The sequence below is a fragment of the Nocardia sp. NPDC050435 genome (genome assembly GCF_040655395.1).
Classification (GTDB): domain Bacteria; phylum Actinomycetota; class Actinomycetes; order Mycobacteriales; family Mycobacteriaceae; genus Nocardia.
In genome coordinates, this window is sequence record NZ_JBFAJW010000011.1 from 313,504 (window position 1) to 333,214 (window position 19,711).

Annotated in this window: 13 protein-coding genes; 8 read left to right on the forward strand and 5 right to left on the reverse strand. The window is 63.5% G+C overall.

The features are described from left to right. Nucleotides 1–62 precede the first annotated feature (62 nt). Entirely contained in the window at nucleotides 63–1,070 is a 1,008-nt protein-coding gene (locus AB0I43_RS31445) for a ParB/RepB/Spo0J family partition protein (RefSeq protein WP_357433102.1), read from the reverse strand. A 930-nt stretch (nucleotides 1,071–2,000) separates the two neighbouring features. On the opposite strand from AB0I43_RS31445, the gene AB0I43_RS31450 reads away from it, so the two are divergent. The 5 genes from AB0I43_RS31450 to AB0I43_RS31470 are packed head-to-tail and all read left to right on the forward strand — an operon-like array spanning nucleotide 2,001 to nucleotide 13,165. Next, on the forward strand, nucleotides 2,001–7,199 hold the full coding sequence (locus tag AB0I43_RS31450; RefSeq protein ID WP_357433138.1) for an amino acid adenylation domain-containing protein: 5,199 nt from the start codon (nucleotides 2,001–2,003) through the stop codon (nucleotides 7,197–7,199). A 20-nt stretch (nucleotides 7,200–7,219) separates the two neighbouring features. Continuing rightward, on the forward strand, nucleotides 7,220–9,415 hold the full coding sequence (locus tag AB0I43_RS31455; RefSeq protein ID WP_357433103.1) for a condensation domain-containing protein: 2,196 nt from the start codon (nucleotides 7,220–7,222) through the stop codon (nucleotides 9,413–9,415). Then, the gene (locus AB0I43_RS31460) at nucleotides 9,405–10,796 is read left to right on the forward strand and encodes a condensation domain-containing protein (RefSeq protein ID WP_357433104.1); all 1,392 of its coding nucleotides are present in this window, start codon (nucleotides 9,405–9,407) and stop codon (nucleotides 10,794–10,796) included. The genes AB0I43_RS31455 and AB0I43_RS31460 overlap by 11 nt, the downstream gene beginning before the upstream one ends. Nucleotides 10,797–10,801: 5 nt before the next feature. Then, nucleotides 10,802–12,172, forward strand: a complete 1,371-nt coding sequence (locus AB0I43_RS31465) for a SidA/IucD/PvdA family monooxygenase (protein ID WP_357433105.1) — start codon at nucleotides 10,802–10,804, stop codon at nucleotides 12,170–12,172. A 54-nt stretch (nucleotides 12,173–12,226) separates the two neighbouring features. After that, the gene (locus AB0I43_RS31470) at nucleotides 12,227–13,165 is read left to right on the forward strand and encodes a methionyl-tRNA formyltransferase (protein ID WP_357433106.1); all 939 of its coding nucleotides are present in this window, start codon (nucleotides 12,227–12,229) and stop codon (nucleotides 13,163–13,165) included. Nucleotides 13,166–13,364: 199 nt separating this feature from the next. Here the strand turns inward: AB0I43_RS31470 and AB0I43_RS31475 are convergent, their stop codons facing one another. Then, nucleotides 13,365–13,568, reverse strand: a complete 204-nt coding sequence (locus AB0I43_RS31475; RefSeq protein ID WP_357433107.1) for a hypothetical protein — start codon at nucleotides 13,566–13,568, stop codon at nucleotides 13,365–13,367. A 309-nt stretch (nucleotides 13,569–13,877) separates the two neighbouring features. Here AB0I43_RS31475 and AB0I43_RS31480 point away from each other — a divergent pair, with 309 nt between their 5' ends. From AB0I43_RS31480 to AB0I43_RS31490, 3 genes are all read left to right on the forward strand, one after another. Next, nucleotides 13,878–14,210 carry a hypothetical protein gene (locus AB0I43_RS31480; RefSeq protein WP_357433108.1) on the forward strand — a complete coding sequence of 111 codons (333 nt, stop codon included), beginning with the start codon at nucleotides 13,878–13,880 and terminating at the stop codon, nucleotides 14,208–14,210. Nucleotides 14,211–15,118: 908 nt separating this feature from the next. After that, entirely contained in the window at nucleotides 15,119–15,577 is a 459-nt protein-coding gene (locus tag AB0I43_RS31485; RefSeq protein WP_357433109.1) for a hypothetical protein, read from the forward strand. Then, nucleotides 15,570–15,989 (forward strand): hypothetical protein, encoded by a 420-nt coding sequence (locus AB0I43_RS31490; RefSeq protein WP_357433110.1) that lies wholly within the window; start codon nucleotides 15,570–15,572, stop codon nucleotides 15,987–15,989. The genes AB0I43_RS31485 and AB0I43_RS31490 overlap by 8 nt, the downstream gene beginning before the upstream one ends. A 176-nt stretch (nucleotides 15,990–16,165) precedes the next feature. On the opposite strand, the gene AB0I43_RS31495 is transcribed toward AB0I43_RS31490, so the two are convergent. From AB0I43_RS31495 to AB0I43_RS31505, 3 genes are all read right to left on the reverse strand, one after another. Continuing rightward, nucleotides 16,166–16,996 carry a helix-turn-helix domain-containing protein gene (locus AB0I43_RS31495; protein ID WP_357433111.1) on the reverse strand — a complete coding sequence of 277 codons (831 nt, stop codon included), beginning with the start codon at nucleotides 16,994–16,996 and terminating at the stop codon, nucleotides 16,166–16,168. 253 nt (nucleotides 16,997–17,249) lie between these two features. Next, nucleotides 17,250–18,476, reverse strand: coding sequence for a cytochrome P450 (locus AB0I43_RS31500; RefSeq protein WP_357433112.1), 1,227 nt, complete (start codon nucleotides 18,474–18,476; stop codon nucleotides 17,250–17,252). Beyond that, nucleotides 18,473–19,708, reverse strand: a complete 1,236-nt coding sequence (locus tag AB0I43_RS31505; RefSeq protein ID WP_357433113.1) for an MAB_1171c family putative transporter — start codon at nucleotides 19,706–19,708, stop codon at nucleotides 18,473–18,475. The genes AB0I43_RS31500 and AB0I43_RS31505 overlap by 4 nt, the downstream gene beginning before the upstream one ends. Nucleotides 19,709–19,711: the final 3 nt, after the last annotated feature.

The window sequence follows — 19,711 nt, forward strand, 5'->3', positions numbered from 1 at the left end:
AAGGGCTGGCCACCTGCATAAATCGTGGTCTGACAACGCGTTTCCCCGCATCCCTTCGACCCCTACATCGCCTGGTTGCCGCGCTGCTCCACCACTTCGGCGAACCCCTGCCACATCACCGCGTACTGCCGGGCGATGTCCGCGATCAGCACGGCGCAGTGCGGCGGGATGGACGAGACCACCCATTCATTCTCATCCGGTCGCAGGGCATGAACGTCCAGCCAGCGCAGTAGCCGTCGGCCGGAGTCAGTGAACCGCAGGGAGGGATCTTTTCGCAGCGACTGCAGGGTCGATGTCAAGTCATGCGATTTCGCGCGTCCGAACGGGGCTACCGGTTCTGCGGGACCGTCGTTCGCAGTCTGCGATGCCGCGGGGTCGTCCTTGCGGCGTTTGTCGGGAACTGGATCCAACCCTCGTTGGACACGGTCGCGGACATCGCGGGCCGTGCCGACCGCTATGCCGGCCTCTTTCGCAATTTCCCGTAGCGAGGCGTTGGGCTTTTCGGCGAGCACGCGTCCCGCTCGTAGTCTGCCCTGCGTGGAGTCGATGGGTCTGATCCGGCCGTCGCGGCCGATTCGCGCGGTAATCCCGTCGTTTCCGGTGGCCGTGCCACGCCGGATACCGGCGACCGCATCGGCGGATAACCCGACGGCTGCGGCGATGGCGCGGTCCGACCATTGGGCGTGCTGCTCGATGATGCGCTGAGCAGCTGCTTTCCGATCGGCCAGCGAGAGTGGCAGGCCGTGCGCGAGATTGGCCTCGACCGATAAAAGATAGGCGCTGTCCTCGTCACCGTCGAAGAACTTGACGGCCAAGGTTTGCTCGCCACGCAGGATCGCGGCCCGAAGCCGGTGCACGCCATCGATCACCCTCATGGTCTGGCGGTGTACCACAATGGGCGGAAGGTTCCCGAATATCTCGGCCAACAGCCGGGTATGAGCCGGATCCTCGCCGGAAAGGCGTGGCGAGTTGGTCAATTTGAGAGAGGCGATGGGGACGCGTGTAATGCCTTCATCCGAATTTTCGATGGATTCTGATTTCGACATGCCAGCGTCATTGCCTTGCGACATATATGGAACCCTCACTGAGATAACCCGCGATGCGGGCGTTCTCGAATACGGTCAGACGAATCTCAAAGCGCTGTTGGAATAAAACTATCGTCGACCGATGACCCCCCGGGCGTCAGCTAATTCTGAGTGACACAACGGCGTTAGTGTATGTCAAGGGCTATGGACAGTCAACCGCTCACATGCTCGAATGCTTGTCAAGTGTTCAAGTGTCGGCCTCGATTGTCGTCGAGCTCTGGACACTATAGGTGGGTTCATGTTATTCAACAGTTTTCCGTGTCGAGTGGCCGCCGGATATCCCTCCAACTTGCATGTGATGCACATCACTTCAGCTCGGTTGCGGGGTTCTGGATCTCATGTTTCAATCCTTTCAACTGAAAGGGATGGAAGGGGCTGTGCGCTGTGCGGCGACGATTGGCGGAAGTCGAATGTCGTGTACCGTCGGGCGCTATGTGGAGATTGTGGGAGGCTGCAGCGATGACATTGGGGCGATTTTGCTGATTCACTTACCTGTTCAATAGGTATAGCTTGCGGCTTGGTCGTGAGATGGTTGCAGCCGCAATGATCTCCTGCTTCTCAGCTCGGAAGTTCGATCGAGTGTGTCCGGCATAGGTGGCGTCCAAACGACTTGACTGCTGAGATACTCGACCTGTCTGGCGATGTTGTGAGCTTCGGGAAGTATGTTCGCTGAACATCCACGAGGGGGGATGCTGATACTGCTTGCCGATATTCTCAGCGAAGCGGCATATGAGTTCCCCTAAGTGCGGTGCATGATGACGAGTTTGTGTGTGTAATGCGACCTTTTGATCGGTGTCCATATGCTGTGGTTGCTGGATGTACCGTCGATGAATCGCTGGTTGTCGAGCGCAGCCATTTTCGGCATGCCTGATTCACGATTCTGCCGAATTGAGAGGAGGGACGCTTGTGGATGGCATGGCTCCCCACCCGCGTGCTGAGGCCGGCGACTACGCTGCGCACCCGGGCGGAGTGTCCATCGGATACCCGTTGGCGAACTCTGATGTGTATGTACTGGACAGCGGGTTACAGCCGGTGCCGATCGGCATCGTCGGCGAACTCTATTTGGCCGGAAACAGCATTGCGCTGGGATACTCGGGCATGTCGGCGTTGACTGCGACGAGGTTTGTCGCGGACATCTATGGGCCGCCGGGAAGCCGTATGTACCGCACCGGAGACTTGGCGCGACCGCGCATGGACGGCGAGCTCGAATATGTCGGCCGGGCAGATGATCAGGTCAAGATACGAGGCTTTCGGGTGGAACCCCGAGAAGTGGCCGATGCGCTGACTGGGCTACCCGGAGTGGGCGGTGCTGCGGTCATCGTACGGACCGGCAGCACTGGTCGGCCGAGCCTTGTCGGATATGTCGTTCCGAATTCAGACGCCCTCTTCGACCAGAACGCGTTGCGGATACAACTCGGGCGTCGGTTGCCGGATTATATGGTTCCGGCCGTCATCGTGGAGATCTCCTCGATCCCCTTGTCTCCCAATGGCAAGGTCGATCTCCGTGCACTCCCATCGAGTGCCCCGAAGGGCGGTGGCCGACCACCGGCTACCCAGTTGGAGGCGCGGATGTGCACGCTGTTCGCCGAGGCGCTCGGTGTAGACGAGATGCCTGCTGATGGAGATTTCTTCGCATTCGGCGGACATTCCCTTCTCGCCATTCGCCTGATCGGTGCGGTCCGCAACGAATTCGGGCGCGACCTGCCCTTTCGAGCTCTGTACGACAAACCGACGCCGGCTGATGCGGTGGCGGCGCTGACAGAGTCGAAGCGTCCCGCTCTGCTCCGCGCGTCACTGCCCGAGCGGGTACCGCTGTCCTTTGCCCAGCAGCGATTGTGGTTCCTCCATCGATTGGATCCGTCGGACGTCACCTATAACTTGCCGCTGGTCGTACGCATTTCTGGGCGCATCGATGTGGAGATTCTGCGCGCCGCGGTGGCCGATGTATCCGAACGGCAGCAAAGTCTGCGGACCGTCTTCCCGCAATCCACTGACGGCGTCCCCTATGCGCTGCTCGTCCCACGAGGTGCGGAGCTCGAGGTGCTCGTCGAGGACGACCCCGACGCAGCGATAGCCAGAGCAGCTCGTCACCCCTTCGATTTAACTGTCGATCCACCACTGCGGGCCACTGTCGTTCGTGGTCGTGACGACCGGTACGTACTTCTCCTGCTCTTGCATCACATCGCCGCCGACGAGTGGTCGGTCGGGCCTTTGCTCGCAGACCTGACCCATGCTTATCGGCAGCGCGCTGCGGGCAAGCGCCCGGAATGGCCGCAGCTTCCGGTCCGATACGCCGACTACGCGGTCTGGCAACGTGATACGGTGGCCGCGCTGCCGGACAGTGAACTCTCGTACTGGCGCTCCGCCCTGGCTGGCGCGCCGCATTCGTTGTCTCTGCCCACCTACCGGCCCGCTGACGACATGGACCACAGTGACGGTGGCACAGTGTCTTTCAGTATTCCCGCCGCGACGGTCCGGCATATCAGGGCCCTGGCTACCCGCACCGGGACCAGTGTCTTCGTGGTCCTACACGCCGCGGTGCTGGTGCTGCTACGCCGACTGGGCGCCGGCGCCGACCTGACCATCGGCACTCCGGTGGCGGGGCGTGCGGACACTGTGTTGAGGGATCTGGTCGGCATTTTCGTGAATACGGTGCCGCTGCGGGTAGACAGCGCAAAGGTCCGAACCTTCGACGAACTCCTCGAACTGGTCCGGCAGGCCGACGTGGCCGCGCTCGACCATGCGCACGTCCCCTTCGACCTCGTTGTGCGCGAACTGAATCCGCCGCGCTCGACCGGAAGCCACCCGCTGTTCCGAGTGATGCTGGGATACCTGGCTGATACTCGGCCGAGCGTGGAGCTCCCCGGAGCGACTGCCGAAGTCGAGGTGATTGGTACTGGCGCGGCCAAATTCGACCTTACCGTCCAGGTATACGACCCCGATCCGGCCGGTAGAGTGCGGGCCGGCACGGAGCTACATTGCAGCATCGAGTACCGGCGGCATCTCTTCCAAGACCGCGTCGTAGCTGCGATGGCTCAGCAGTTCGCAGAGATATTGGATGAGTATTCGCGCGCGCCGTACCGTCGGCTCGTCACCCCTGCCGAGCTAGATCGAGTGTTGGTGCGATTCAACGACACTGCGATAGATGATCCGATACACACCGCGCCGGAAATGTTCGCCGCGCAGGTAGCCGTGCGCCCGGAAGCATTGGCCGTGGTATGTGAGGACGAACGGCTGACGTATGCGGAATTGGACCGGAGGTCCGCCAATCTCGCCGCGTTGCTGAACGAGCGGGGAGTCGCGCCCGAGCACATTGTGGCCGTGGCAGTGCCGCGCACGGTCGACCTCGTGGTGGCGGTGCTCGGGGTGCTACGGGCCGGTGCGGCCTATCTGCCCATCGACCCCTCCTACCCGAAGGCTCGGATCGCGCACCTGCTGTCCGACGCCGCGCCTCAGCTCGTGCTGGCGACGACGCACACGGCGCAGCGACTCCCCGTGGACGACCTGATTCTGCTCGACGATTCCGATCTACGCACCGCATTGGCGGCTGCACCGGCACGGGTACCCACGGCCGTGTTGTACCCGAAGAACCCCGCCTATGTCATCTACACGTCCGGTTCTACCGGGCTGCCCAAGGGCGTTGTGATCAGCCATCAAGGGGTGGCCGCGCTGGTGGCCACCGCGACTCGATCGCTGGGCTGCACCCCGGAGTCTCGTTCGCTGCTGTTCGCTTCGATCGGCTTCGACCTGGCTTTCTTCGAGCTGGCGATGGCGCTGCTGGTGGGCGGTACCGCAGTAGTGGTCCCCAGCCACCGCCGTGTCCCCAGCCGCGAGCTGACCGACTACCTTTCCGAGCACGGCGTGACACATCTGTGCCTTCCACCAGCTTTTCTCGGCGCACTGCCTGCGGAGTGCAGTCTGCCTCAAGACGCGGTCCTGTTGTGCGGCACCGAGGCGGTCACGCCGGACCTGGTGCACCGCTGGGGTTCGACCGTCCGATTCTTCGATGCATACGGTCCGACCGAGGCTACGGTCAACTCCACGCTGTGGAGGCATCGCCCCGGCTGGCATGGTACTCGCGTTCCGATCGGCGTGCCGGATCCTGGAACTGTCGCCTACGTACTCGACACCCGTATGCGACCGGTGCCAGTCGGCGATGTCGGCGAGCTCTACCTCGGCGGTTCCGGCCTCGCTCGCGGCTACCTCGGCAAACAGGGGCTGACCTCGGCCCGATTCATCGCGAACCCCTTCGGGCCCCCCGGCTCCCGGCTCTATCGCACCGGGGACCTGGTGAGCTGGCAAGACAACGGTGAGCTGGATTTCCGCGGCCGCATCGACGATCAGGTGCAGCTGCGCGGAAACCGCGTCGAATTGGGCGAGGTCGAGAACGAACTGACCTCGCTACCCGATGTGGGACAAGCAGCGGCGGCCATTCGCGACGTCGCCGGCTCGCCCGCCCTCATCGGCTATGTCGTTGCGCGGCATGGTCGTACCCCGAGTGCGGCCGTGGTGCGCAGGCAGTTGCGTGAGCGACTACCGGATCCGTTGGTGCCGACCGCGATCGTTGTCCTCGACGTGCTGCCGGTCACCCCCAACGGCAAAGTGGATCGGGACGCGTTGCCGAGCCCCGCGTTCGCCACCGGCACCCCGAGTCGAGCTGCCCGAACCCCTCTGGAACGGACACTGTGCGCCGTTTTCGCGAGAACCCTCGACCTGGACAGGGCGACCAGCGATGGGTACGGAGCAGATACGCAATTCGTGGTCGGCGTCGAGGACTCGTTCTTCGATCTCGGTGGCCACTCCCTGCTCGTGGTGAAGCTGGCGGCAGGCATACACGCCGCACTCGGAGTCGACGTCCCGCTCGCCACCCTGATCGGTCATCCGACAGTGGCCGAACTGGCCCACCACATCGGTGAGCCCGCTTCGGGCCCGGTTCCGATCGGCGACCACACCGTGATCGTCGCCGATGCGATGCTCGAGTCGAATGTTGTTCGCCCTGATGCGGCCGCGCCTGCCGGCGGGCGCCTACATGCGCCCCTGCTGACCGGAGCTACCGGCTTCGTGGGTGCCTTCCTGTTGCGCGAGTTGGTGGTCCGTACAGATGCCACGGTTCGTTGCTTGGTCAGAGCCGTCGACCCGATCAGCGCTCGGCGGCGGATCGAAGAGGTGATGACCGCGTATGGGATCTGGGACCGCGATATCGCCCACCGAATCATTGCAGTGCCGGGCGATCTGGAACGGCCGAGGCTAGGTCTGGACGAACAGGCCTGGGAAAAGGTCGCGGCCGAGGTCGATGCGATCTACCACAGCGGGGCCAAGGTCAACCATGTCGAACCCTACGACCGGCTTCGTGCGGCAAATGTGGATGGCACGAGAGAGATATTGCGACTGGCCGGTGCCCGCCGAATCAAGCCGGTGCATTTCGTATCCACCGCGAGTGTTCCGGTCGGCGATTCCGCCGCGCTACCGACGGTTGATCTTCCGGTCCCGGCGCTCGAACGGTGGCGGACCGGTTATGCGGCAAGCAAGTGGGTAGCGGAATGTTTGATGGAACAAGCGGCTGGACAAGGTATTCCGGTTCAGGTATATCGGCTCGGCCGGGTCAGCGGGCACTCGACGACCGGGGCGTACCAGCTCAAAGACTCGATCTGGTTGCTGGCGCGTGCGGCTGCGCTGCTCGAAATGGCGCCGGATGTGCCCGCTGACGGGCCCACTGTCGCCCTGCTTCCCGTGGACTACGTCAGCGCCGAGATAGTCCGGCTTTCGACGAATACGGCGGGAATTCCCCAAGTGCACTACCTGAACAGCCCTGACCAACAACCTCTGCGAAATATCTTGGAAGTGTTGACCGAGCGGTACCCGATGACATTCGTTCCGGTGGCGGAATGGCTGGATCGGCTTGCTGCCGACCGCGGCGACCGGCTTGCGCCCGCCAGGTTGTTGATTCCGACCTATCATTCGCTGCTCACCGGGCAACGCTCCACAATCTCGCGTGACAGACCATCGCATACTTCCTTTTCTCCGCCACCAGGGGATCGAGACCTATTGCGAACCTACGTCGACTATTTTCAAGCGATCGGATTTCTGCCGCCTCTCGCCGGGGGGAAAGTATGAATTGGGCAGAAACTATCCCTTTGTCTGCCGCGCAGACCGAGGTCTGGCTGGGTCAGCAATTGAATCCCGGCGATTCGAACTACAATACCGCCGATTACGTGCTGATCGAAGGGGCGATCGATCCGCGCCGGTTCGAAGCCGCGTTACGAGTGGCGATAAACGAGGCTGAGGCGCTGCACGCACGGTTCGAACTGGTGGATGGCCGACCCGGGCAGTGGATCGAGCCACCGGACTGGCAGTTGGCCGACCTGGATTTCTCCGGCGAATCGGATCCGTGGTCAGCAGCACTTGCGTGGATGCACCGCGATGTCAGGGTCGCGGCCGACCTCCGTATGGGACCGCTGTTTGCTCAGGCTCTGCTTCGCCTGGCTGAGGACCGATGGATATGGCATCAGCGTATCCATCACATTGCGATCGACGGGTATGGGGTCTCGCTATTGGTCAAGCGAGTAGCCCAGCTGTATACGGACGAGAGCGCTGGAAAACCATTCGACCCCTTCCAGCGAGTACTCGACACGGAAGCGAGCTATAAAGAATCCGGACAGCGTTCGGCGGACCAGGAGTTCTGGTGCCAGTATCTCGCGGGACTTCCCGAACCACCGTCGCTTGCCGCTCGCCAGGCCCCTGTCGCTGGAAGCGTCCTGCGAGTCGACACCAGTATTCCACGCGAACAGGCCAGGCAACTCGGGGAGTTGGCCGTGGCCGTCGGCGTGAGCCGAACAGAATTGCTGATCGCGGCAACGGCGGGGTATGTACACCGCGCGACGGGCGCCGGTGAGGTGGTACTCGGGCTTCCCGTGATGAACAGGCTGGGCGGTCAATTGCTCTGGGTTCCCGCGCTCGTCATGAATATCGTGCCGATTCGGCTGCGGGTCGAACCGTCCGCTTCGCTGGTAAGTTTGGCCGCGGATGTGACCTCGCAATTGAAGGTGATCAGCCGACACCATCGGTATCGCCACGAGCATATTCGCCGAGACGAGAAGGCGGCGCGCGGCCGGACTCGCACGTTCGGTCCGGTTGTCAATGTCATTCCGTTCGACGACGAATTTCGCTTCGGACCACATTGCGGCCGAGTATCGAATCTATCGGCAGGTCCTGTGGAGGATTTTGCGATCGGATTTCGTGGCTCCGGCCGCAGCGAAATCGGCGTAGAATTCGAAGCCAATCCGGACTGCTACTGCGAATCGGATATCCAACGGCATCGCGACCTGCTGATGCGCCTGCTGGGCCGGTCCATCGATGAGCCATATCGGCCGCTCGGGCGCATTCCGCTTGCCGATCGGCCGGAACAGCGGCGATCGGTCGGGATGCGCGCCATCGATGTAGTCGCTGCGATCCGTAAGCACGTCACCGACAGTCCGACCGCGATTGCGCTACAGCAGCGAGGCCGTTCGATGACCTACTCCGAGTTGATGACGCGGGCTGAGCTACTGGCGAAACTGCTGAGGAGCCGTGGGGCCGGCCCTGGCGTGCTCGTGGAACTGCGCATGCGGCGATCCCCCGAGGCGATCGTGGCAATCTTAGCGGTGTTAATTTCCGGTGCCGGTTACCTTCCCGTATCCCCCGACGGATTCCCCGAGCGCACGGCAGGGGCGCAGATCTCGATCGGGGACGGCCTTGTTCTCGACGGGCGAGCAGGAGCTCACAGGCCGCCACGGCGGTCCGTGCGCGATTCCGACGTCGCCTATCTGATCTATACGTCCGGCTCCAGTGGCAGGCCGCACGGTGTGCTGATTTCTCGTGGAGCGCTCGCTCATTTCGCACAGGCCGCAACGGAGCGATACGGTGTTACTTCGAATGACAGGGTGCTCCAGTTCGCGCCACTGCAGTTCGATGCCAGTGTGGAGGAAATATTCATAACACTGTGCGCCGGTGCGACATTGGTGTTGCGGACCGATGAGATGACCGAATCACTCACGGAATTCAGCCGTGCTGTCGCCGAGGAGTCGATCACGGTATTGGATCTTCCGACCGCCTTCTGGCACGAGTTGGTCGCTGCGGGTAGGCGGTTGCCCGACGCGGTGCGCACGGTGATCATCGGCGGAGAGGCCGCGCTTCCCGGGCTGGTTGCCCGATGGTCGCGCATTACCCCGGGGGTCAGGCTCATCAACTCGTACGGGCCGACCGAAGCGACCGTGGCGGCAACGGCCGCCGACCTGGTCGGGCCGGTCGATGAGTACGTCGCGATACCAGCCGGAGGGAGCAATGATGACTGAGCAGCCGTTCCAGTCGAAATCAATGATTCCGCTATCGGCCCGGCAGGACTGGTGTTGGTCTTGGGTGCGCTGCTACCCAGAGCCCTATCCGCGTTCGCCGAATTTGATGTGCTGGTTTGCGCTTCGCGTCCACGGACGCTTGGACGTCGGCGCTCTGAAACAGGCTGTGCTCGTGATGAACACGAAGCACGAATCACTGCGAATGACATCTCATCTAGCCGATGACGGTACGTTGTGGCAGGCTGTCGAGCCGCATGCGCAACCGTTGGATGTCGTGCACTCGACCGGAGGCGTCGATCCGAGCGAATTCACATCGAGGATGCTCGGCGAGGAGCTGATCGAGGTCCCAGGGCGGATGTCGGATGCGACCTTGGCCCGAATGTCCGGCGACGACCACCTTCTGATCGTACGCTTTCATCACCTGGTGACCGATGCTATGTCCATCCACCATTACCGGCGCGAACTTGCGAGGATATATCGCGAGCTGGTGATCAACGGCGCGAGTCCCGATGTGGAGTGTGCGTTCAGCTACCGTAGGTTCGTACTTGCCGAAAACGGTCCAGGCGCAAAATCTGGTCTCGACAGACGAATAGCGGCGTGGGCCGGAACCCTCCGGGACCACGGAGCATCGGTGCCATTGCCGCGAGCGGGGGATACGGCCGCGCAGAGAAATTACGGACATGTCCCCATCGCCCTGTCCGCGTCTGTGACGGAGCAGATATTGGCGAAGAGCAGATCTTTCAGAGTTCCATTGCTCGCAACTCTCGCCGGGGCTCTCGGTCGTGCGATCGGAAAAATTTACGATCGCAACCGAATCATCGTATCCACTCACTATCATGGTCGTAATCGAGCGGAGCTCGATACCGCGCTCGGCCTGTTCGTGAACGTTATCAATATTCCGATTGATCTGGAGTGCGCCGATCTCGGCGAACTGCTTACCCGCGTCCGGCGCAGCTTATCGGAAGCCACTCAGACGGTGGACCTGCCGTTGAGCAAGTTATATGAAGCCGTCATCGGAGGCTCCGGCCACAATAGGTATTTCCCATACTCGCTCTCCCATGTATGGCTGCGTCTGGACGGAGTGAGCGGATGGTGGCCGACCCCCGCTCCTGCCGACGGTCGTGATTGGCCCGACTTGGAGGTACAGCGGATAGGCCCAGGAGCTCCACCGGCCACAGGGCACATCGTCCACCCCGCCGCAGTGGGGGCGGGGCAGGCGCTGGTGGTGGGTATGGAGATGGACGGCGTGCTACTGCGCGGCACTGTGAAGTACGAGACGAATATCTATTCGGCGCAATTGGTTCGAGAGGTCGTCGCTGCATTCGTATCGGAGCTCGACGCTATCTGCCGGTGGGACCGAGCAGAGCGGACCGGTCGCTGATCGCCATGACGATGACGGAAGAGATCATCGATGTGGCCGGGATCGGCTTCGGGCCATCGAATGTGGCCTTGGCCATCGCGATCGAAGAATTCAACGAGGCCGCCGAGCCCGCGAGCCGCCTGACCGCCCGATTCGTGGAGAACAAGGACCGCTTTTCCTGGCATCCAGGCATGCTGCTGCCAGGAGCGAAAATGCAGATATCCTTTCTCAAGGATCTGGTTACCCAACGCAATGTGCGCAGCAGGTATACTTTTCTGAATTATCTCGAGGAGCATGACCGGCTCACCGACTTCATCAATCTACAGGCGTTCCGCCCGACGCGCCTGGAATTCCAGGATTATCTGCGGTGGGCGGTTCGGTTGGTCGACGCCGACGTGGCCTATGGCACAACGGCGGTTTCGGTCCGGGCGGCTGAGGACTGCTTGGAGGTGGTACTGAGGGGCCAAAACACGGGTGTGCTGCGGGCACGTAATGTCGTGGTGGGAGTGGGGCTTTCGCCCCGGTTGCCGGACGGCGTGGTGGCTAACGAGCGGGTTTTCCATAATCATCAGCTACTGCCGCGGCTGGCCGCGTTGTCGCCACTGCGCCGACAGCGGTTCGTCGTGCTCGGCGCGGGACAGAGCGCGGCCGAAGTGATCGGCCATCTATATCAGACCTGCCGTCGCGCGAGCATTCATGCGGTTTTCGGTAGGTACGGCTTCAGTCCTGCGGACGACAGCCCGTACGCGAACCGGATCTTCGATCCGGCGGCGGTCGACGAATTCTATTCAGCCCCAACAGAACTGCGTCGGCAACTGATGAACTATCACCGCGGCACCAACTACTCCGCGGTGGACCCGGCGCTGATCGAGCAGTTGTACGCCCTGGAATACGCAGAACGGGTGGATGGTGATCGCAGGTTGTTCATGCACGGTGCGTCGAGGATTACCGGCATCAACGACGCTGGCGAGGACGTGACCGTCACGGTGGCGCATGGGCCGACAGGTCGTACTGAGGAGCTGGTCTGCGATGCCGTGGTGTGCGCCACCGGGTTCCGACCGGTCGATCTGCGCGGCATACTCGGTGAGCTGGCCGATGCATACGCTTTCGACACCGACGGCCCCCGGGTGAGCCGCGACTATCGACTGGTGTCGACCGCGTCGGCGCCGGGGGAAATCTATTTGCAGGGCGGAACTGAGCACACCCATGGGATTTCGTCGTCGTTGCTGTCCAATATTGCGGTGCGCAGCGGTGAGATCGTCAGGTCGATCGCGTGCGGCTCAATTGAGACGCGGCGAGCTGAGCGAGGAGGCCGCGCCGTAGCTCAGCGTTGGTCCGCGAGCTGGTCGCCGCGAGATGAGGCCGCATCTGGCGGGACCAAGCCTGGCCAGCGTTAGGCCAGGTGTCTGACACAGTTTGCCGGACAACCGATTCCGGCGTGAGGAGGATGCATGCGAGTAGCGATGTTCGGATATCAGACCTGGGGCCATCGCACCTTGAAAGCTTTGCTTGAGGCCGGTCATGAGGTCGTCCAGGTCGTCACCCACCCGCGGAGCGAGCATGCCTACGAACGGATCTGGGCCGATTCCGTGGCCGAGCTGGCCGAGCGGAACGGGGTGCCGGTGCTGGTCCGGAACCGGCCCGGCGACGATGTGGTCACTGCACTGAAGGCGGCAGACCCGGAGATCATCGTCGCGAACAACTGGCGCACCTGGCTACCGCCGGAGATCTTCGCGTCTGCGCCGTTGGGGACTCTCAATGTACACGACTCGCTGCTTCCGGCCTACGCTGGGTTCTCGCCGGTGATCTGGGCTTTGATTAACGGAGAGTGCGAAGTCGGCGTCACCGCGCACATGATGAACGAAGATCTCGACGCGGGCGATATCGTGCTGCAGCGTGCGGTGCCCGTCGGCCCGCGCGACACCGGAACCGATCTGTTCCACAAAACAGTCGACCTCGTGCCACCTGTCGTCACCGAGGCATTGGATCTGCTCGCTTCCGGTCGCGCACGAAGGGTCGCGCAGGACCGGTCCCGCGCCAGCTTCTTCCACAAAAGATCGATCGAGGACAGCCGGATCGACTGGACGTGGCCGGCCGAGGACATCGAGCGGCTGGTCCGGGCGCAATCCGACCCGTACCCGAACGCTTTTACTCTTCACAACGGCAGGAGGCTGCGTATCATTCAGGCTTCGGTCTCACAGCGCTGCTACGGGGGCACACCCGGGCGCGTATTCATACCGGAAGCCGATGGGGTGGTGATTGTGGCCGGGACGGACGCGCGGCGTGGACGCAACTACGGGCTGGTCGTGGAGCAAGTACGCACAGAAGACGGCGCGGAAATGATTGCCCGTGACTACTTCCTCACGATGGGCGACTACCTCGGTTCCTGAGCGGACGGATTCACCTGCCAACGGATATAGGGCCTTGACCTGAGCAGAAGCGAGAGGGTGTGGTTCGCAGGTCAGGCCTTCTGCGATCAAGGAACATGCCCCCGGCGCCGCGGCCGAAGACCACAGCTGAACCGCACCCGCAGGGCGGCTGGACCGTCTGCGCACGACCGTCCGCGCACCCTGGCACGAATCCCAGCTGTCAGGCCAGCATGACCACCACGCCGATGACGGCGAAGGTGCCGACGATCGCCGCGCCGCCGGTCAACAGCCCGCGCATGACGGCGCCGGCCGGGTCAGCCGGACTGCTCTTCTTGGCCAAAAGGCCGATGACCATGCCGGACAGCACGCCGAAAAGCGCGACGGCGATGCAGATCAGCGTGATGGTGGCGTTCGAGAGACCCACTTTTCGACTCCGTTCGGATTCCGAAGAGTCGAAGTCGGAGCCGGGCGGCTTGGATACCAACCCCAACCCTCACAGCAAGGATTGACGTCGGGATCAGGCTCACGCGTCTACAGTGCGGCCCTCTCCAGGCCCACCTAGTCCCTGCGGCGCGCATTACCCCCTCGCGGCCGCAGGGACATCCTGACATATCTCGGCGATCGAATCCCACGGTTGACCGGGCCCAACACGGCCGGTAGTCCACGAACGCGGGCCCTGGACGCCTGCCGCATCACCTGGCTGTTGTCGGTGCCCGCTCGTATCGTTGGACACGTGACCGACATATCGCCGCTGGCCGCCTGGACGCGGGCCATCTTCGGCAATGCCGGCGTGCACGCGGTCGTGCGGACCGGGCGCACCGTGCACGCGGTCAGCCTCGGCCAGCGGGTCGCCGGTGAGCAGGCACCGGGGTCGATGTGCCACACCGGCGTGGCCGGATGGTCCCCCGACGCGCTCCTGCCGACCCGGGCACAGGTCACCTGCGCGCGCTGCCTGCGCCGCCTCGGTGTCCGATCCCGGCGACCCAGCAGCTGCCGCTGTTCGGCGAACCCGCCGATCAGGGCTCGCCGGGCGTCGCGAGCACCAGAAACCGCACCGGCCAGCTGAACGGATAGCAGCCCGGGGAGTCCTTGAGCACAGACTCGATCACCGCGTGCTCGTCGTCGATCTCGAGCACCTCGAACACCGACAACCCCCGCAGCCGTCGTCTTGACCTTGTCTCCTATTTGCACGTCGGCAAGCATAATCGACCATGTGTTCGAAGATTGGGAGCCGGCGTACGATGTCGACGCGCGGGTCGTTGCGCCCGGTCGTCTCTACTAAGTCCGGGACGGGAAGTGGGCCGAACCGGGGCCGGTGGCGTGTCCGCGCGGGCATCGACTACGCGGCAAGGGGACCCTGGTCGGCGGAGTCTCCTGCATACGCTTCGGCCAGCACCGCACGCACCGATGTGGGAGGTGCGGGTATGTCGTGCACACCCCGCCCTGACGACGGGGTGTGCACATTGAGGCCCAGCGGCCCCTCGATTTCCTGCCCGAAATCGGAAGTCTCGCAGTAGGCCCGGTCACGGGTCCAGCCACGCGCGGCGTTGGAGAGGGCCCCGGCGGCCCTCGTTGTACGCGTCGGCGATCGGCGGCTCAACTGCGGCGTAGAGGCACAGCAGGTCAGTCATCGCGCAAGCATTTCGTGCGCTTCCGTGGCGTGGTCTCGATGGCGCGCGCACCTCGCGTTGCAGAACAGCGGCGCGGAGCGCATCGCCAGCGGTATTCTCATGGCTGGAGTGTCAGGACGCGCACGCGCTCCATTTCCGCCCGAGTCGCCCCGCCTGCGCCGGTTCGCGACGTCGACGGCCAAGGCCCTCCCAGGGGCCCGCGTAGTCTTCACACCTCTCTGGCTTGCCGCCTTCGTCGTAGGCAGGGGTGGCGTGGGCTCTCCTGCCGGAATCGGACGAAGACACGCCCAAGAACAGCAGCGCGCGCCGCCGCCGGAACCGGCGCGCCGCCGAGGAACAGAACGTGAAGTACGCCGCAGCAGTGCGCCTGGCGGATGAATCCGTGATCAAGGCTCAGGTCGAGCGGCATCTGCGGCCGCCGAAGATCGAGATCGACGGCATCAAACGCTACTGGCGGTACCAGGAGGGCGAGGCGCTCGATCAATCAGGCTGGCTCGGCCCGACTCCGCGGGATGTGGTCGCGGCAGCAGATGCGCTGTTGCCTCATATACGGTCGTTGCGAGCGGCCAAGCTGAAGCCGACCAACGTGGTTGTGCCCGACTGGCAGCGTCGCTGGGCGCCGCAGCAGGCCCGCTACGAAGAGTTCCGCGCGGCGATTAGTGAGGTTCAAGGGTTGGTCGAGCGGGTGCGCGAGGATGCGGACATCGTGTTGGTGGAGTGGCAGACGGTCGCGAATGCGGACTACCACATTCGTTTGCTCACTGGGTGGGCTGCTGCGGATCACCGCCTCCCGGTTGCGTGAGCGGATCGAAACGGCGGCGGCCGCCGCGCGCGTGCTGGGCAGGACGGCCGAGGCGGTCCACAGTCGAGGCTGCCCGCTCGGTTCCACCGGCGATGCCCGCTCGTGGGGCTACTCAGCATGCGAGGATGGAGCGCTGCGGGTGAAGCTGCGGATCTACGACTGGGATGTCGTGGTGAGCGCGGCCGGCTGCGCTCGGCACGCGGCCGAGGAGATCGTCTTCCACGATCGTGACGTCGAGATGGGTGACGTGCGCGTCGCGATCCTGGGCGGCACCGACGCCGATTGGGATGCGATCTACGCCCTCGCCGATGTGGTTCGCCGGGAGCGCCAAGAGTTGGAGCGGGAACGGGAAAGGAAGCGTACCGGGTCCTATTCATTGCCGTCCCCACCATGGATGCAGCGCCAGGACTGAGGTAGTGGCATGTAGCAACCTCCCTGTCTAGGAGGGTGCGGCGTGGTGTCGGCTGGGTTGGCACGACGGGCGGCGTGGAATGCCAACCCAGCCGGTATGTGTGTGCAGCGACAGGTTCGGGTCATCGAGCGGCGCACGGCGTGGAAGCGGCGGCCGCTCGACGACCGGACCCGGAGTCACCATCGCGCAGGCCCGCTGTAGGCATGCTCGAAGGCGCAGGTGAGGTAGACCTCGGCGGTGCCGAAATGATCCGAGGTCTGGATGCTCATCGATACTGGTGCGTCCGTGGTTGGGTCCAAGCGGTGGATGAGTTCGTCTGGTGGGCATCCGTAGGCGATCGCAGGCTGATCGCTTAGTCGCTGCGCGAACTCGGGGATCCGAACAAGGGTGGCGTAGAGATGCTGGGCGCGGGGCGCGTCGCGGTGGCGGGCGAACATGGCCGTGCACGCGGCGACGAATTGGGGAGCTTCGTGCTCCCAGCCCACGATGGCTTCCTGACCGGCCGGACTGAATGCCCATCGCATGTAGTTGTTTTTGGCTTCTGCGAGTCCGGGCATCGTCCGTTGCGCGGAAGGGTTGGCAGCCAACACATCCCACAAATATGTATGGGCCATCGCTCTCACGCCGTGCCGCTCGTGAAAGTCCAAGGTCTTTAATCCGCCGACAGCGATGAACCGGCTGCGTAGGTAGTCGGTCGCGGTGAGATCTAGTGGTGGATACCAGAGTTCGATCAACATTCGCGACTGCGCTTCATCGAGTTCGAGGGCGGTGATGAACTGGTCGAGGGTTTTGCGCTCGGGCAGATGGTTCCTTCCTTCGATCTTCGTCACCAGAGACAAACTGCAGTTGGCTTTGCGGGCCAGACCTTCCTGTGTCAAATTCCGGTGCTCGCGAAAGCGCCAGAACCAGAGGCCGAAGTCCGGGATGTTCTTGGGTGGCCAGGTTTTGACGCGTGACGGCGGCTTGTATCGGGCCTTGCCGGTTCTGTTACTCGAGTTGTTGCTCATCGTTGATTCCCTTACTCATGGGTGGTTCCGCTGCCCTTCATCACGAATCCGGATGTGCTGGCTGAGCGGTCGAGCCCTGAGCAAGAACAACGTGACTCAGCGACAATCCGACGAACTGTCTGGTATCAGCGGGGCGGCCCCCGAGATCCACAGTGAAACGGCCGGTGCACGATTTCGGATCCGGCCAGCCGAACCCGCGCTTGGTTTGCACGCGGAACACCGCGGCGGTCGGGGCGATCTGGAGTGTGGAAGCTCATGTGGCGGCGCCGCTCGTGCGGGGCTGGGCTTGCGTACTGGTCGTGCTGACCAGCAGCGTCATCAATCCGTGCTCCCGAAACGAGGGGCGCCACAGGAGCTGGTGCGTCGGCACAGTCATCTGGATGTGGGGGAAGCGTTTGAACAGGCTGTCGATCACGATGCGTATTTCGAGGCGAGCCAAGGAAGCGCCGAGGCAATAGTGAGGCCCGTGGCCGAATGCCAGATGCGTGTCTGCGTCGCTGCGGGTGAGGTCGAGACGATCTGGATCGGTGATGTGGCGCGGGTCGCGGTTGGCGGAGGCGAGACCGAGCAGAACCGTCGCGCCCGCTGGAATGCGTGCGCCGCCGATGGTCACAGTCTCGGTCGCGAACCGCCGGATCGCGAACTGGCTTCCGTGTGCGAATCGAAGCAACTCCTCGATCGCGGCGTCACTCAGGCCGGAGCCGTGCCGAACGAGGTCGAGCTGCTGCGGGTGTTGCAGCAGCGCCAGAACAGCCTTGCCGATGAGGTTCACCGGGTTCTCGTAGCCGGCCCAGAAGATCAGGAAGGCGAGCGAGAGCAACTCGGCGTCATCGAGGTTGCCCTCGGCTCGTGCTCCGGCGACGAGATCGGAGAGCAGATCATCGGCCGGGCGAGCTTGCTTGTGCGCCACCAGCTCTCGGAGGAACTGCTCGATCTCGGTCAGCGCCTCGATGGCCAAGTGCGGCTTGGCCGGATCAGGTGTGACCAGAGCGTTCGTCCCGGCACGGAACCGCGCGCGACGGTCTTCGGGGATACCGAGCAAATCACCGATCACCGCGAGCGGCAAAGGGACGGCGAGCGCGCTGACCAGGTCAACCTCGTCCCGACCAGCTATCAGATCGAGAAGGCGATCGGTCTCGGCCTGAATACCTGCGCGCATGCCTGCGACCCGACGAGGGGTGAAGGCTCGCGCCGCGTGCCGGCGTAGACGTCGATGTGTGCTGCCGTCGCGGTTGAGCAGGTTCGCATCCAACGCTGGTGGAATTCTGAATCCCGTGTACCCGTCGGTGCTGTGCTGCCGATCCACAGACAGGCGAGGATCGGTGAGAGCTTCTCGGATATCGGCTTCGCGGGTAAGAAGCCACACCTGAGCGCCATCGGGAAGCGCGATGCTATGGACGGGTCCGCTCTCGCGCAGACCGGCGTGCACCGCGTGCGGGTTCGCAAAATAATCGGCGTCGAAAGGACAGCGCGCGTTCACCGGGCTACCTCCGGGCTCGAGGAGGTCGTCCGCAGGGCTGCGAGCACGTCGGCGACGACCGGGGAGCGGGCGAATGCGTCGGCGACCATGAGGAGCCACTGCTGCTCTTCGTGCAGCGATTCGCCGGTCTGCTCATGCGGATCGAATTCGGCGCCGGGCAGGGGCGGGGGCGACTCCTCGGCGCGCTTCTTCTCGATCGCCGCCGCGAGATTCGCCGCTTCCACTACCGCAGCGACCTCGCGTTCGCTGAGGCCCTCGCGGTGCGCGCGTGAGCACGCTACGGCGGTAACCGTTGGAGAGTAATAGCGCTGCAACTGAATTCGGGCATCGCGAATCTCGACGATTCGTCGATAGAGACGGAAATCGAGCTGGCGGGGCAACCATCTGCCGGGCCCGCCGCTGTCAGGGCCGGCTAGGGCGATATCGGGCAGGACCTCGACGACGGCTCGCCACAACGGACCGAGACGTAGGTAGCTACGGTAGCGGCCGACCCGGGCCCATGCTCCCGAGAGCGGAGGAGCCCACGTCGGCAGCGACCAGCCCAACATCATCAAGATCGCAGCCCCCGCCGCGCCGATCCGAGCCACCGGCTCCCACGGATGGCCTGTACCGCCGAGATGGGGCGCGATGATGTCGGCCGCGCGGGCGGCGACGTAGACCAGGCCGAAAACGCTGCCGATAGTTGCCACGCGCAGGCCGCGGCGGAGTGAGCCTGGTCCCACCTCACCGGAATACCGCCAGCACAATCGCCCGGTCTCTATCAGGGTCAGTGCATAGCAGCTCAGATACAGCACCAGGTATGCCTGGTAGGTCGGGATCTGGGCGGAGTCCACCGCGAACGTGTGTGGTTTGGTGGTCATCTGCGGCACCGACAGCGCGAACAGTATTCCCATAGCGGCAATGACCAAGCCGGAGAAGGCAAGCCGTCGGCGTATCCGCCTCTTGGCTTCCTCCCATGGATTCGACCACGCGAGAACCACCAGTTGCTGCACCACGCCCGCTATCAATGCGCAGGATTGGGTGAGCACACCGGCCAAATTGGGGACGCCGAGGGTTGTGCTGACCGCGACGAAGACAGGAGGTATGGACAGTCCGAAGGTGAACATCAAGCTGACGAAGTAGACGCACAGAGCTGCCAGGCCGGGTTCGGGCTTTCGGATCAACGCAGGCAATCGGAGGAGTAAGGCGAGGAAGGCGATCAGGACGCACGCCGGATACAGTATGTAATTCATTGT